The 15,206-nt window shown below is 44.3% G+C and carries 14 protein-coding genes and 2 pseudogenes; 1 reads left to right on the top strand and 15 read right to left on the bottom strand.

The features are described 5' to 3' along the window. From STRDD04_RS11735 to STRDD04_RS09220, 6 genes and pseudogenes are all read right to left on the bottom strand, one after another. Positions 1–160, bottom strand: a pseudogene (locus tag STRDD04_RS11735) (glutamate dehydrogenase); the annotation flags it as partial. A 228-nt stretch (positions 161–388) separates the two neighbouring features. Then, a complete protein-coding gene (locus STRDD04_RS09205; RefSeq protein ID WP_062201699.1) occupies positions 389–1,003 on the bottom strand; it encodes an HAD-IA family hydrolase in 615 nt (204 codons plus the stop codon). Continuing rightward, on the bottom strand, positions 1,000–2,277 hold the full coding sequence (locus tag STRDD04_RS09210; protein ID WP_062201702.1) for an MATE family efflux transporter: 1,278 nt from the start codon (positions 2,275–2,277) through the stop codon (positions 1,000–1,002). Before STRDD04_RS09210 ends, STRDD04_RS09205 begins: the two co-directional genes overlap by 4 nt. A 108-nt stretch (positions 2,278–2,385) precedes the next feature. Beyond that, positions 2,386–3,870, bottom strand: coding sequence for a threonine synthase (gene thrC / locus STRDD04_RS09215; RefSeq protein ID WP_062201704.1), 1,485 nt, complete (start codon positions 3,868–3,870; stop codon positions 2,386–2,388). Positions 3,871–4,240: 370 nt separating this feature from the next. Continuing rightward, a pseudogene (locus STRDD04_RS11200) lies at positions 4,241–4,324 on the bottom strand (V-type ATP synthase subunit A); the annotation flags it as partial. A gap of 258 nt (positions 4,325–4,582) precedes the next feature. Next, positions 4,583–5,278, bottom strand: a complete 696-nt coding sequence (locus STRDD04_RS09220) for a GNAT family N-acetyltransferase (protein WP_062201706.1) — start codon at positions 5,276–5,278, stop codon at positions 4,583–4,585. Positions 5,279–5,670: 392 nt separating this feature from the next. Here STRDD04_RS09220 and STRDD04_RS09225 point away from each other — a divergent pair, with 392 nt between their 5' ends. Next, entirely contained in the window at positions 5,671–6,516 is an 846-nt protein-coding gene (locus STRDD04_RS09225; RefSeq protein WP_062201707.1) for a MurR/RpiR family transcriptional regulator, read from the top strand. Between the two features lie 229 nt (positions 6,517–6,745). Here the strand turns inward: STRDD04_RS09225 and STRDD04_RS09230 are convergent, their stop codons facing one another. The 9 genes from STRDD04_RS09230 to STRDD04_RS09270 form a co-directional block, all read right to left on the bottom strand. Next, positions 6,746–7,630 carry an ROK family protein gene (locus tag STRDD04_RS09230; protein ID WP_062201810.1) on the bottom strand — a complete coding sequence of 295 codons (885 nt, stop codon included), beginning with the start codon at positions 7,628–7,630 and terminating at the stop codon, positions 6,746–6,748. An 18-nt stretch (positions 7,631–7,648) separates the two neighbouring features. Next, positions 7,649–8,566: a dihydrodipicolinate synthase family protein gene (locus tag STRDD04_RS09235; protein WP_062201709.1), complete on the bottom strand. Its 918-nt coding sequence runs from the start codon at positions 8,564–8,566 to the stop codon at positions 7,649–7,651. Positions 8,567–8,599: 33 nt separating this feature from the next. Next, positions 8,600–9,250 (bottom strand): DUF624 domain-containing protein, encoded by a 651-nt coding sequence (locus tag STRDD04_RS09240; protein ID WP_062201711.1) that lies wholly within the window; start codon positions 9,248–9,250, stop codon positions 8,600–8,602. Positions 9,251–9,305: 55 nt separating this feature from the next. Beyond that, positions 9,306–9,758, bottom strand: a complete 453-nt coding sequence (locus STRDD04_RS09245) for a NanQ anomerase/TabA/YiaL family protein (RefSeq protein ID WP_062201713.1) — start codon at positions 9,756–9,758, stop codon at positions 9,306–9,308. A gap of 25 nt (positions 9,759–9,783) precedes the next feature. Further along, positions 9,784–10,614: a carbohydrate ABC transporter permease gene (locus STRDD04_RS09250; protein ID WP_062201715.1), complete on the bottom strand. Its 831-nt coding sequence runs from the start codon at positions 10,612–10,614 to the stop codon at positions 9,784–9,786. Positions 10,615–10,630: 16 nt separating this feature from the next. Continuing rightward, positions 10,631–11,518, bottom strand: coding sequence for a carbohydrate ABC transporter permease (locus STRDD04_RS09255; protein WP_037616474.1), 888 nt, complete (start codon positions 11,516–11,518; stop codon positions 10,631–10,633). A gap of 95 nt (positions 11,519–11,613) precedes the next feature. Continuing rightward, the gene (locus STRDD04_RS09260; RefSeq protein WP_062201717.1) at positions 11,614–12,933 is read right to left on the bottom strand and encodes an ABC transporter substrate-binding protein; all 1,320 of its coding nucleotides are present in this window, start codon (positions 12,931–12,933) and stop codon (positions 11,614–11,616) included. Positions 12,934–13,154: 221 nt separating this feature from the next. Next, positions 13,155–14,291 (bottom strand): ABC transporter ATP-binding protein, encoded by a 1,137-nt coding sequence (locus STRDD04_RS09265; RefSeq protein ID WP_062201719.1) that lies wholly within the window; start codon positions 14,289–14,291, stop codon positions 13,155–13,157. 14 nt (positions 14,292–14,305) lie between these two features. After that, positions 14,306–15,004, bottom strand: a complete 699-nt coding sequence (locus STRDD04_RS09270) for an N-acetylmannosamine-6-phosphate 2-epimerase (protein ID WP_062201721.1) — start codon at positions 15,002–15,004, stop codon at positions 14,306–14,308. Between the last annotated feature and the right edge of the window lie 202 nt (positions 15,005–15,206).

Below are 15,206 nucleotides of genomic sequence, written 5' to 3' on the forward strand. Positions count from 1 at the left end.
AATCTGGAGTCCCTTTAGTTGTTTTATCTGTTCCTTCTTGTGAACCTAATGAAACAATTTTAAAATTGTATTTTTTTCTTAGGTATTCATCTCCTAGTTTTTGAAACCTTCCTCCTTCTAACTCTTTTATAGCATTTTCAATTTTATTAACTAAGGTCATGGTCTTCCCTCTTTTAAATATTTATAATTAATTAAATTATATCATCTCTTGACCTAACAATAAACTTATCAATTACCTTTTTTATTCAATACTTACTACACATATTTTGTTCACATAAAGAAAGTTTTGTTGGGGAAATCTCCAACTTTCCTATCTTTAAAAAATCACTCGTCTTTTCTAAAAGAAAAAGCAGGCTAGACTGATAGTGGATCAGTTCGGGTCTGCTTTTTATCTTGTAAATAATTGCTTGATGTCCATCAGCTTCTCTATTTTCTGATTGATTTCTGGTCGGTAGTCACAGAAGTTAATGCTCTGGATGCCACTGTTGGCAGCGACATCCACATCCAGCGTCCGGTCGCCGATATAGTAAGTTTCCTGCTTGTCCAGGCCATATTTCTCAAGCAGATAGTCAACACCTTCTGGGTGGGGCTTGCGCTCAAAGCCATTGGCTGTTGTGATGATTTCTGTAAAATAGTCATGAATCCCCAAGTCTTTTAAGATTTGATGGGCATTGAGTCCTTTGTGGGTATAGACAAACTGGGCAATGCCCTGCTCTTCAGACCAGGCCAGAATCTCCGCAGCTCCTTTCATCAGATGGACCTGGGCATTCTTTTCCTTTAGACTTGCTCCACGAAAGACATTCATCTCGGCAGCATCCAGACCTTTCTCAGACGCTACTTTTTCCAAGAGCTTCTGCACAGAGTGCTTTAGGATATAGCTGTGAATACTCGCCCTGTCGAAGTCCAGACCATAGTGAGCATAAGTTTCCTCAATCCCTGCCAAAATAGCATCGTAGGAGTCCAGCAAAGTACCGTCCAAATCCCAAATAAACGTTGTTGTCATGTGATTTTCCTCATTTTTCTATGATATAAGGTTTTTAAAAGCAGCCAGCGGAAGCCATTGTCCAAAAGGGTGGCAACCCAAACTCCAGCCAGACCCCAGCCACAAGTCACGCCCAGCAAATAGCCAGCGATAATCCGAATCAGCCACATGCCCATCGTCGTAGCATAAAAGGGAAGCTTAGCATTGCCCAGCCCTTGCCAAACCGCCGTGTAAATCACGGTTCCTACTGTCATGGGAGTGCCCAGCAAGGAAAAGAATATGACTAAAAGACTGGCTGCAAGAGCTCCGCTATTGTCCGTATAAAGCAAGGTCAGCGGCCGACCAAGGGCGAAAATCCCAAGCGCCAAGGGGAGCATGCAAGCAAAAGACAGCCAAAAACTCCGCTGACGAATCCGATCGACCGCTTGCATATCTCCCTCGCCAACCGCATGGGCTGCCAGCATGACCGTTGCTGTCGCGACCCCGAAGGCTGGCATGTAGTTAAACTGGGTCAGGACTTCACCGATAGCATTCCCCGCTACCGCATCCGTCCCAAAGGTGACCACAATGGCGATGATTACTACATCACCCGCCCGCATCATGAGCCGCTCTCCAGCAGCCGGTAGAGACAGACGCAAGAGCTCTCGATCTAAGCCCCAACTCCAGCGGATAGTGAACAAATCCAGCTCCCGCCAGAGAAGGAGCACGCCAACCAAGCGAGCCAGCACCGTCCCCAGCGCTACGCCGACAATACCAAGCCGAAAGACATAAATCCCCAGACCGGAAAAGAGGGCATTGAGGACGTTGGTCAGAAGACTGACATACATGGGAATCCTTGGATTGCGCATAACCCGCACCAGAGCTCCAAAGGAAGTCATCAAGCCCAACAAGACAATAGTCCCACCAACCAGAGCCAGATAAAGACCGCCTGCTTCAGCCACCGCCTTTTCCGTCCCCAGAAGATCCAACATCTGCCTGCTAAAGAGCAGGGAAATCAGCCCCAACAGAAGGCTCAGAAGCAGCGTCAGCTTGATGGCTTCAGCTGTATGATAGGCCAAACACTCCTTGTCCCCTTGCGCCAGAGTCTTGGAAATGAGACTGGAAATAGCAGCACTCAGGGCGATAAAAATCGCCTGATAAATGGTAATGATGTTGCCGGCCACCGAGACACCAGAGATTGCAATCAGCCCAAGACTGGCCACCAGATAGCTGTCGACCATTCCCATCAGCATCTGCAAAAAATTCTCCGCCATAGCCGGCAGAGCAATGTTCATGATTTTTTTATAAGTTGTCATGACGAAAATTCTTCCTTTTAATCATAACCTGCCTCCCTTTCTTCCATAGGACGTCCCAAGAAAAAATCAGCCAGATATCCAGCTGATTTTAGGCTTTTTAAGCATTTTTTACAAGCCCAAGTAGTCCTCGACTGCGGCCTGCATTTGGTCGGCAGCGACTGTGGTTTTGTGACGCACTGGGGCTGTTTCTAAGCCATCTACAGCTGGTGGCAGGGCTACGCCAGAAAGTTCGTACAGCTGAGCCAAAGCCTCGAAGTCACTGAGTCCTGTCTGACCAGTCACAGCCTCAACAGCCACGACTGGGAATTTATAAGGACTAGCGGTAGATGCGATAACAGTCTTGCGCTGATCAGCTGTTTCTGCCAAGTATTTTTGATAGACAGCAGACGCAACGGCTGTATGAGGGTCTTCGATATAGTTGGACACTTGATAAACCCGCTTGATTTCAGCAGCCGTTTCTTGCTCTGTTGCATAATCAGCCGCAAATAATTCCAAAATCTCAGCGTCAAAGTCCGTCAGTTCATACTGTCCATGCTCATTCAGAGCCGCCATCAAAGCAGCTGTTTTCTCAGCGCTGTTACCAGACAGATGGAAAATCAAACGCTCCAAGTTAGAAGAAACCAAAATATCCATGGACGGACTAGACGTCACCTTAAAGCTCCTCTTCTTGTCATACACCTGAGTCTTGAAGAAGTCTGTCAGGACGTTGTTTTCATTAGAAGCGCAGATCAGCTTGCCAACCGGCAGACCGATTTGCTTGGCATAGTAGGCCGCCAGGATATTCCCAAAGTTCCCTGTCGGAACGGTAAAGTTGACCTTGTCTCCTGCTGTGATTTCTCCCGTCTTCACCAGTTGAGCATAAGCATAGACATAGTAAACAATCTGAGGCACCAAACGGCCGATATTCATGGAGTTGGCTGATGAAAATTGCAGTTTGTGCTCCAGAAGACGAGCTCTTAGGTCTGTGTCATTGAACATCTGCTTAACATTGGTCTGGGCATCATCAAAGTTGCCGTCAATGGCAACAACATGCGTATTGGCACCTGTCTGCGTCGTCATTTGCAGCTCTTGGACCTTGCTGACACCGTCTTTCGGATAAAAGACGATAATCTCAGTCCCCGGAACGTCCGCAAAGCCTGCCATAGCCGCCTTACCTGTATCACCAGAAGTCGCCGTCAAAATGACAATTTTATTTTCCAAGCCGTGCTTTTTAGCTGCGGTTGTCATCAGGTGAGGCAGAATGGACAGAGCCATATCCTTGAAGGCAATGGTCGCTCCGTGGAAAAGCTCTAGGTTATACTGACCATCCAGCTTGATCAAAGGAGCAATCGCCGCATCATCAAACTTGCTATCGTAGGCATGATTGATACAGTGGTCCAGCTCTGCTTCAGAAAAATCATCCAAAAAAGCAGACAAAACCAACTTGGCTACTTCCTGATAAGAAGCGTCTTTGAGCTTGGCAAAGTCCAAATCGACCTGCGGATAGGTAATCGGCGTAAAGAGCCCGCCGTCTGTTGCCAAGCCCTGCAGAATTGCCTGACTGGCTGTTACTCTATTCTTCTCGTCGCGCGTTGATTGATAAACTAAAGTCATTCTTTCTCATCCTTTATCTGTAGTTCGTTTTATTATACCAAAATTTTTCAGAAAATTCTCGCTTTTTATCAAAATTAAAAAGCAAAAAGAGAAGAAGACTCCTCTCTTGAACACTATTTTCTTACTTCGTTACATCAACGAACCCTATCATTCCCGTTAAATAAGCCCTGAGCTGATCTTATATCTCCTATTTTTGCTGTAAACTTTTAACGATTTTGCCATCTTACTTCACCTTCATCATCTGAACTAGCCTTTCCCATTCGACTTCTTCGAGCATCATTTTGATGTAGTAGGCGATTTCTTTGAGGTCAGAAATAGTCTAACGACAGGTTTTCTCGATTTCACCAATCGGAGCCAAATCACCGCTCTAGCTGACGTCCTGAATATTCGCTTCCTGCATCCTTGATGCCGACACCAGAGAACCAAAAATGTTAATAATCTTTCCTTGACTCACAATCTTCCTTCATTCTTGAGAGATTTTTGTTGCTACTCAACAAAAATTAAAGAGCAAACTAGGAAGCTAGCCGCAGATAGTTTAAAACACCGTTTTGAGGTTATAGCTGAAACTTCTGCAAGGAAGTATTAAAAGTACGACAAAGCAATACAAACATGATGGTTTGAATTTGTTTTTTGAAGAGTAGTATTTTGATTCTTACCGCGAGTTAGAAATCCTTCTTAGCCCGCTCTACAGCAAGGATTGCTGCTTCTTATTTTAAAACTCAGACAAGGCTTTTATTTGTTGCCCCTTTTCATCGAAATTGTCTAGGCTCAGCCATTTCTCCAAACGACTCTTGACGGCCGGCCAATCCTTGTCAATCATGGACAGCCAGTCAGTATCTCGGTTGCGCCCCTTATAAACAACTGCCTGACGAAACCTGCCTTCGTAGGTGAAACCAAGCCGCTCTGCTGCCCGTCTTGAAGGCTGATTGAGTGCATCGCATTTCCATTCGTAGCGGCGATACTCCAACTCTTCAAAGACATAGCGCGCCAGCAAGTACTGGGCTTCAGTCCCTTGTCTGGTTCGTTTTAACTTGGGCGAATAGGTCACAGACCCCACCTCAATGACACGGTTGCCTCGGTCAATCCTCATTAAAGCGAAAGTTCCCAGCGCCTTGCCACTCTCCTTGTCCACAATGGCATAGTAAAAACGATCTGGAGCTTCCAGCATCTGATCTAGCAAGGCTGACCACTCATCCTGACTTTGAACAGGATTTTGAAAGAGATAGGTCCACATGTCCGCAGGCGAATCCGGACCGTACAATTCATATAAATCCGCCCCATGCTTGTCCTTGGACAGACGCTCAACGACAGCATACTGGCCTTCTATTCGCTCCAGGTTGGGCAATTCCCCCGGCTTAAAATCCGGCAGAGCATCCCCGATGGACTGCCCTAATTCATTCATTTTCATAAACACCTCACAATATAGTTCTACTGATTTCCACAAGTTGGACAAAGAATATTTGAAAGAATTGGAAGCTGCATTTTTTCAAGAGGCGCATTTGCCATTGATTTCACTATCTCTTTCATTTCCCAAAACAGCTGTGAATTCTTCCTGTGTAAATTATAACACTTTTCAAGCTATTCGTCGTGGTCTTGCCATTGCTTTGCTTGTCTACTGAAGAGAGGATTCAAGGAAGTTTATTAATGAGAACCCACTAAAGAATGAGGCGCAGATAAACACTACTTCCCCTAGTATTTTCCAGTCCTACATTACTTTATTCTTACGGAGCTATGTTATAATGGAGATATGTTCTGTAAAACATTTATCCTATAATATTATTAGTGAAGAAAGTAACAACTATGGAAAATAATCAAAATATCTTAACGATAATTGAAAGCTCCTTTGATAGTATGACGGACTTAGAAAAACGAATTGCCAACTACTTCCTGAACCCTAACAGCGTCTACGACGACTTATCTTCTCTTCAGGTAACTCACACTCTGCACATTTCACAAGCAGCCTTGACCCGCTTTGCTAAAAAATGCGGGTTTAAGGGCTATCGGGAATTTAACTTCCAATACCTTCACCAGTTGCAGGGCCATGAAGAGAAAGTCGAAAATCTACAACATGACCTATCTCGCCACGTTTTACGCAGCTATGCACAAATCCGCCAGCAAACCGAAGAATTGGTCGACGAAGAGAAGCTACAACGAGTAGCTCAACTGATTGAGGAAGCCGATCGTGTTTATTTCTTTGGTACAGGCAGCTCTGGTCTAGTCGCTCGCGATATGAAGCTGCGCTTTATGCGGTTAGGAGTCGTCTGTGAGGCCTTGACTGACCCAGATGGTTTTGCTTGGACCAGCAGTATCCTAGATAAGAACTGTCTAGTTATCGGATTTTCTCTTTCCGGTCAGACGCTGTCTATCATTGACAGTCTGATTGATGCTCAAAAGATGGGAGCCAAAACAGTTCTAGTGACTGGCCAGCCTCAGAAGGTCAAAAATGAATTTTCCGAAATCATTAGCGTTGCTATTCAAAGCAAACCGCAGTTTATCCAACGCATCTCAGCTCAATTTCCCATGTTGCTGATGATTGACATACTTTACGCTTTTTTCCTGGAAATTGACCGCGAGAGAAAGGAAAAAATCTTCAACAGTTACTGGGAAAACCACAAACTCAATGGGTATTACCGCAGACATCAATAAAATCCAGCAGAACCCTGTTGGATTTTTTGCATGTTCTTTACAGCCTTACTCTAAACAATGACTAAACTGGCTTAGAGTAAGATTCTGGTTGTACTGGTTTCCTATGTAACTCCTTAAAATCTGAACCAGACCCAACTCACCCCAGCCACTTGAAAGTCGTCTAACTGTCGATGGAAGAAGCATTACTAAAACACAAGAAACCTGAGATCACTCCTCAGGTTTACTTGGATTACTGATGTTTATTTTTAAAATGGTAGTAGGCCCCAAACATGCCTGCCGTATTTTGGTGATAGGCAAAGGCTAGTTTGGTCTTCTCAGCTATGCTCGGCACCAGAGCATCCTTGAGAGCTGCTTGGATACGTGGTCGGAGGATGGCCTCTTGCCCCATGATACCACCGCCCAAGATGACGATTTCCGGATTGACGACATAGCAGATATTAGCAATACCCTGCCCCAGATAGCCTACCATGCGGTCAATTCCTTTGATACAGAAGGTATTGCCCTCGGTCGCTTCTTTGAAAATCCTGCGGCCATTCCAGAGAGAGGGATCATCTCCGTGCAAGTCAGCGACATATTGGACCAAGGCTGTGGTCGAAGCCACATCCTGAAAGGCTCCGTCCGGCAGGTGCAGATAGCCTACTTCGCAGGCTGAGTTGCTAAAGCCGTGAAAAACTTGACCATCCGCTACTAGACAGCCGCCAATCCCTGTCCCAATCGTCAGACAGACAGCAATTTTTGCTCCTTTACCATGGCCAGACATGACCTCAGCCAGACCGGCACAGTTGACATCGTTCTCAATCTCGCAAGGAATGGAAAATTCCTCCTCCAAGACCTTCTTAAATTGCGTCCCAGCATAATTAGGAATCTGAGGGCCAGCGTAAAAGATTTCTCCCTTGTCTGGGTCAACCATTCCAGCTGAGGAGATACAAATCCCCTCAATCGAACCAGCCTGCGCATAATCAGCAACTATCTTTTGAACCTTACGCATAATCTCTGGTCCGCCCTTCTGAGCTTCCGTAGGTATTTCATGGGCTTCTACTAGCGTTTCTTGGTCATCTATCAGGCCGTATTTGATATTGGTACCGCCAATATCAATCGTAACATAATTTGCCATAAGCATCCTTCTTTCTTTTTAGAGGAAGCGCTCCTTGGTCTCACAGATCAAGGCCGCTGCTGCTTCTACGACTGGGCGGTCTGCTTCTACGACTGGTGTCAAAGGAGCACGGACAGATCCAATATTCAGGCCTTCGTTGAGTTTGAGAACCTCTTTGATAACAGCATACATATTGCCGTGAGCACTGGTTAGCTTGCCGATAATGTTGTTAATGGCAAACTGCAGCTCTTTGGCTCTTTCTAGTTCCTTGTCTGCAATCAGTTGATTAAGCTTGAGGAAGAGTTCTGGCATAGCCCCGTAGGTACCACCAATTCCTGCTGCTGCTCCCATAAGACGACCGCCCAAGAACTGCTCATCTGGACCGTTAAAGACCAAATGGTCACTGCCACCAAGTGCTGCAAAAGTCTGGATATCCTGAACTGGCATAGAGGAATTTTTCACCCCAATCACGCGCTCATTTTTCAGCATTTCCTTATAAAGACTCGGAGTCAGCGCTGCGCCAGCCAATTGCGGAATATTATAAATCACAAAATCGGTATGTGGGGCAGACGCACTGATATCATTCCAGTACTGAGCGACAGAGTATTCTGGCAGTCGGAAATAGATCGGCGGAATAGCTGCAATGGCATCAACTCCTAGAGCTTCCGCATGTTTTGCTAACTCGATACTGTCTTTAGTATTATTGCAGGCCACATGAGCAATGATGGTCAGTTTGCCCTTAGCAACTTTCATTACTTCTTCCAAAATTACTTTTCTGTCGGCCACGCTCTGGTAGATACATTCGCCTGACGAGCCGTTGACATAGAGACCTTGCACGCCCTTGTCGATGAAATACTCCACCAAAGCGCGAGTCCGCTCCGGGCTGATTTCACCCTCCTCGTCATAACAGGCATAAAAAGCCGGTATGACACCGTGATATTTCTTTAAATCTTTCATTTTCAAATTTTCTCCAAATGTACGAATTGTAGATTATAGACTGCTATATTTAGCAAAGATTTTTTCCAAAATAGGAAGCTGCAAAAAAGCCAGACCTGCAAAGCCGATAAAGGCAAAGAGGGAAAAACCTAGCAACAGCACAAAGCCTGAACTGTAGATGATGACAAGGATCGCAGCTACAACCGCCATCATGACAACAAACCAAGGAAAATTCAGACTTACAATCACTAGACTGGTCTGTAAAACGTCTCTAAAAGACATGACAAATTTACCAGCCAAGGGATAAACGCAAAGAGAAAGCAGGATTGTAAAAATAATCATTCCAAAACAAACCGCCTTTAAAACTTGGAAAGGCAGAGCTTCCTGCGTCCGAAAAAGCAGGAGGTCAAAGAGACTGAAGCCGACTAAAGCCAATTCCAGCAAGCCCAGTTTGAGTCCTTGCTTCCAATTTTCTCGAAAGATTCGAGTGTAAGTTCTGATTACTTTTACTCGACGGTTTCCCTTGATTTCAAAAAGTGTTTGATAGAGGCTGATCTTGGCAATCCCAATGGTCACCAAGGGCAGACAAGACAAGAGAAAGAGAAGATTGACCGTCATCAAATCCAGGATTTTCTCACAGATTTGCATGAAAAAATTATCCGTATCAAATATGGCTCTGATGAGTCCTGTTCCCTTATCTGACATAACTCTCTCCTTTCTCTGCTAGCCTGGCACACTCAAAAATCTCGCTAGCCTAGGACTAGTCTATTAAAACTTTAAAAAGATACTTTCTGACATTTTCTTCCAGATCCGCATAGCCATTTGGCTGATGGGCTTCTCCTGGAAAGAAAATCGCAAAATTATGGTAACCCAACAAGAGAGGATAACGATTTTGACAATGAACAAAGCCGATATCTGCCTCTTCATCAAAAGCCACTGTCTCACCGACCATCGGGCTACCGTAGGCAGAATATTCATGCCCAGCTGCTAGCAGATGAAAATCTGCATATTTTTTATGATATTCAAATTGATCATTGGCCTCTTGATTGAGCGTATTATCCTGAACCAAGAGAAAGACCTTGTCTCCATCCACTTCATAGCGTCCCAAGTCAAAGCTGTCTTTGCGATGCTCATAGAGATAATCAATCGCTTTATCCAGGTTCGGATGAAGGCCCTTGTAACGAGTCACATTTTTTAAATCATCAAAAATCATAGTCTTATTTCCTCTATTGAGTGCCTTATCCTTTGACAGCTCCCATAGTAATCCCTTGGGTGAAGGATTTTTGGAAGATGAGGAAGACTGCTACGATTGGCACTGCCGCCAAAGCCGCACCGGCCATAATCAGACCGTAGTTGGTTGCCATCTCAGCCTGCATAGTCGCAACCCCTAACGAAATCGTCAGATTGTTCCGCGAGGTCAACATTACAAGCTGCATGAAGTAGTCATTCCAAGTGTTGATAAAGGTAAAGATAGCCAGAGCAGCAAAGCCTGGTTTGACGATAGGAAAGGCTACACTCCAGAAGGTCCGGATTTCACCACAACCGTCGATCTTAGCTGATTCCAGAAGCTCTGTCGGAATATTTTCACTAAACTGCTTCATAAGGAAGACCCCGAAAGGCCAGCCAACTAAAGGTAAAATTACTGCCCAAAGAGTATCGTGGATTCCCATGAAATTGACAATCCGCACCAGAGGTACTAGGACAACCTGCTTAGGCAAGGCCATAGCTGCGATAAAGATGGCAAAGAGAATCCGTTGCCCGTAAAAGCGTTTCTTAGCCAAAACGTAACCAGCTAGAGATGACGTCGCGCACACCAAGAACATGGTCGCCAGTGAAATAAAGACACTGTTCCACATCCACTGCAAAGCTGGATTTTGAACGGCTAATTGCTGGAAGTTTTCTGCTGTCGGATTTTGTGGCCACCATTGAGGCGGAATCATAATTGTATCCGGCTGAGATTTAAAAGCTCCAGTCAGAATCCAGTAGAATGGAAAGACAAAGAGCACGGTCAAAAGTGCTAAAATCACAGATGAGAACACTTTAAATGAATTAAATTTTTGGGGTTTCATATTCCGGCTCCTTTCTTTAATATTCCACATCATTACCGAGGATCTTGAACTGGGCGAAACTGATAATCGCAATCATAATCGCCAGAAAGACTCCCATGGTGTTTGCATAGCCATATTCAGATAGCTTGAAGGCTTTTTCATATAGATAGTACATAAGCGTACTAGTTGAATAGTTTGGTCCACCTGATGTCAACAGCTGAATCAAGGCGAAACATTGGAATGAGTTAATAGTTGTGATGATAGCGATATAGAGCGTTGTTGGCAAAAGGCTCGGCCATTTGATTTTCCAAAAGACTTGCATCTCTGTCGCCCCATCCACACGCGCAGCCTCCACTAGAGAGTTGTCGATATTTCCCATAGCTGCAATATAGAGAATGATTGGCTGACCGACAGATGTTGTCAGCAAAATAACGATGATAGCAGCCAAAGCCCACTGTTTGTCTCCCAACCAAGAAATGTTTTGGTTGATGATGTGACCAGATTTCAAAACAAAGTTCAAAATACCAGACAGGGGATCATAGATCCACTTCCACACAACCGTCACGGCAACACTACCTGTAACAACTGGCAGGAAGAAGACAAAACGGTAAAAGGAGCGAGAAACAGCATTCATCTCATAGGTCTGTGAAGCTACAAACAAAGAGAAGAGCACAACTACCGGCACAGAGCCGATTACAATAATGACTGTATTAATGAGCGACTTCACAAAAACTGGATCATTGAACATCCGAATATAGTTATCAAAACCAACGAATGTAAATGAAGTCATTGTATAGTTAAAGAAACTAGTGATAAATCCCATTATCATAGGCGCTAAAACAAATACTGTAAAGAATACCAGAATTGGAGCTAAAAACGCATATGATACTAGGGTTTCTTTCATTCTGATTTTATTGACTTTCACAATGAGGCACCCCTCTTTCAAGATTTTCTAACAAAATACCCCTTTTTCTATTTTTAGAGACTGACAACAGAAAAAGGGGCGGATTTTAAACTTGCTTATTTTTTAGTAATCGTTTCGTTTGCTTTTTCAGTAAATGTCTTCAAAGCAGGTTCAACTTTTTCATCTCCATTAGATACAGATTGCAACATTGGGAACCAAAGTGTTCTCATTTCTGCAAAGCCGTCAATGGTGTTGTAGTATGGTGAGTAGTATTGAGTCCAGCTGCTGATTGTTTCCATACGTTTGTCATCATAGAGTTTGCCAAATGATGTACGAACTGGGAAGGCACCTGTACGAACAACGTTCTTAGGACCCCACTCTTTGTCATCAGCGATGAATTTCACGAATTTCTTAGCTGCTTCTACTTTCTTGTCGTCTTTGTTGTTAAAGACTGCAAAACCATTTACAAGGTATTCAAGGGCTGGTTTGCCTGAATCTGATGGGAATGGTACTTCTACCACTTCTACTTTACTTGCTTCCAAAAGTTTAGCTTGAATACCATTTTGTGCTGGTGCCCAAAGAACAGTGTAAGAAGTTTGACCGTTAGCGAAGTTTTGGATGTCTGCTCCACCATCGTATTGAGAACCATTCATCATGAGGCCATCGTTGATCCAGCTCACTGCTTTTTCAAGACCTTTGACAAATTTCGGATCATCAGTTGTATATTTAGTTACTTTTTCATCTGTAACAGATCCACCGTAGAGGTTAGCGATGAAGGCACGAGTTCCTTGGTCACCACCTTGACCGTTACTGAAGAGAGATCCAGGTGTATAGCCTTTGTCTTTAAGCGCTTTCAATACTTTTTCAAAGTCAGCTGTTGTCCATCCTTCTTTAACTAGGTTGAGGACACCTGCATCTTCCAACATTTTCTTATTCATTGCCATGTAGAATGGAGCAGAGCTGATTGGATACATATAAGCTTTGTCTCCAGCCTTGCTGGCTTGGATAATGTTGTCGTTGTTAACATCTTTGACGAAATCATCTGTGAAGAGGTCGTTCAAGTCTGCCAACTTACCGTTTTTACCGTATTGAATAATCCGGCCTGGTGCATCGAAGAGCACGTCTGGTGCTGTTCCAGCTTCGATAGCTGTCGTAATTTTTTCTGGACCTGACTTGAAGTCGATTGTTTCCAAGTTGACATGAATGTCTGGATTTGCTTTTTCAAATGCTTCTATGATGGATTTTTCATAAGTTCCCACACCATCGCTGGCATTTTCTTGAGTAAAGACTGGGAATGCCCACCAAGTAATTTCTGTCTTGCCAGATTTATCACCAGAGCTAGCTGCTTTATCTGAGCTACCGCCGCCGCCACAAGCTGCTAACGTAAGCACTGCAGCTCCTGCTACCAATGAACAAAGCAATTTCTTCATTTTCATTTGTTTTTCTCCTTTAAAATTAAGATACCAAGCTGACCTGAACAGCTCTTATCTGCATATTTGACCGATAAAATAATTAGTCGTTTTTCCTGTGTTATTCCTTGGGACAAATGTCCACCTATATTTGATTAAAATCCTAAACTTTTAAAAGTCTGATCACTCCTTCTCTGTGACGTTTATTTTATCCTAAAATAAAGTCAGTCAGTTCATTTTAGGTTGTTTTACAAAGTAATTCGTTTTTGAGTCTCACTGTCAAACAGATGACTCTTAGGTAATTTGAAGGTGAAGCGAAGCTTCGAACCCGGCTCCAGATAATTGGAAGCATCTACCTTGGCTGAAAACTCTTGGCTCCCCACCTTACAGTAGAGCACTGAGTCACTACCCAGCAACTCTGACACGACAACTTCTGCCTCAACCACATCGCCAGGGAAAGTATCTTCTACAATCAAGTCCGCTGAAATATCTTCTGGCCGAATACCTAAGATTACCTTTTTACCTTGGTAGCCTTTTCCTGTCAAAAGCTTTTCTTGACCACCCGTCAGAGTAAGATTGAGCTGGTCGCCGTCGGTCAGTTTATTGCCAGCTACTGTCACTTCAAAGAAGTTCATAGCTGGACTACCGATAAAGCCTGCAACAAACTTGTTAGCTGGTTCGTTGTAGAGCTCTTGCGGAGTTCCGACTTGCTCGATACGACCGATAGTTCCCGTACCTGCTTCATTTTTAGTCGCCGACATGATAACAATGCGGTCGGCCAAGGTCATTGCCTCGGTTTGGTCGTGGGTAACGTAGATAGTGGTTGCTCCGATACGGCGGTGGATCTTAGCAATCTCAGCACGCATGGATACCCGTAGTTTCGCATCCAAGTTTGACAAAGGCTCATCCATCAGGAAGACCTTGGCATCTCGGACAATGGCCCGTCCCATGGCTACCCGTTGGCGCTGACCGCCAGAAAGATCGGCCGGTTTGCGGTCTAGAAATTCTTTCAACCCCAGAATCTCCGCTGCTTCATGAACCCGCTTGTCAATATCTTCCTTGCTGTACTTGCGAAGCTTGAGCCCGAAAGCCATGTTGTCATAGACTGTCATGTGCGGATAGAGGGCATAGTTCTGGAAGACCATGGCGATATCACGGTCCTTTGGAGCAATATCATTGACCAGAGTCTGATCAATATAGAGCTCACCCTCGGTGATATCCTCCAACCCAGCAATCATGCGCAAGGTCGTAGATTTCCCACATCCAGAAGGGCCAACAAAGACGATAAATTCTTTGTCTTTGATTTGCAAATCGAAATTTTCTACAGAGTAGAAATCACTATTAGGATATTTTTTGTAGAGCTTATTTAACTTTAAGGTCGTCATTGCTTTACCTCACTTTATTTTACTGCCGCAACGAAACGCTCGGTGATTTCCTTTGGCCGAGTAATGGCTCCACCCACTACAATGCCACGGACACCCAAATCATGGATTTGCTTGGCTTGATCTGGATAGTGAATCTTGCCCTCAGCAATCACATCTACTCCCGCATCACAAAGCTTCTTGACCAGTTCAAAGTCTGGTCCGTCTACCTTAGGACTGTAGGAAGTGTAGCCTGATAAGGTTGTACCGACAAAGTCAACACCAGCTGCTACAGCTGCCATGCCTTCCTCAAAGGTACTGATGTCGGCCATCAGCAATTGCTGCGGATATTTCTCCTTGACTTGGCGGATAAACTCCTCAATCTTCAAACCATCATAGCGTTCCCGCTGGGTGCAGTCCAGAGCGATGACCTCTATATCAAGGGCAGCCAACTCATCCACTTCCCGCATAGTCGCAGTGATAAAAGGCTCCTGTGGCGGATAGTCCCGTTTGATAATCCCGATAATCGGGAGCTCGGTTACTTCCTTAATCTCCTTGATGTCTCGCACGCTGTTGGCTCGAATACCAACCGCCCCACCTTCTTCAGCCGCCTTGACCAAGAGAGGGATGACCCCACCAGCCTCCGTATAGAGGGGCTCATGAGGCAGAGCTTGACAGGAAACGATAATGCCATCTTTGATTTTTGCAATTAATTGATCTTTGCTAATCTGTGACATAAATAATCTCTCCTTTTTCTATGTTTTCTCCGTTCTTTTTATAATGTCATTATATACAAAAAATAAAGCGCTTTCAATAAGTTTTGAGATTTAGATTTTAGTTTCTAAAAACCGGCTTCCTTTCTTAAAAGCTGAAACTACTTTCAGCCTTCGAAGTGTTTTTGAGCAAAAAAGTTATTATAGATTTTGAATAATTTACCAT

The sequence above is a fragment of the Streptococcus sp. DD04 genome, assembly GCF_001578725.1.
Classification (GTDB): domain Bacteria; phylum Bacillota; class Bacilli; order Lactobacillales; family Streptococcaceae; genus Streptococcus; species Streptococcus sinensis.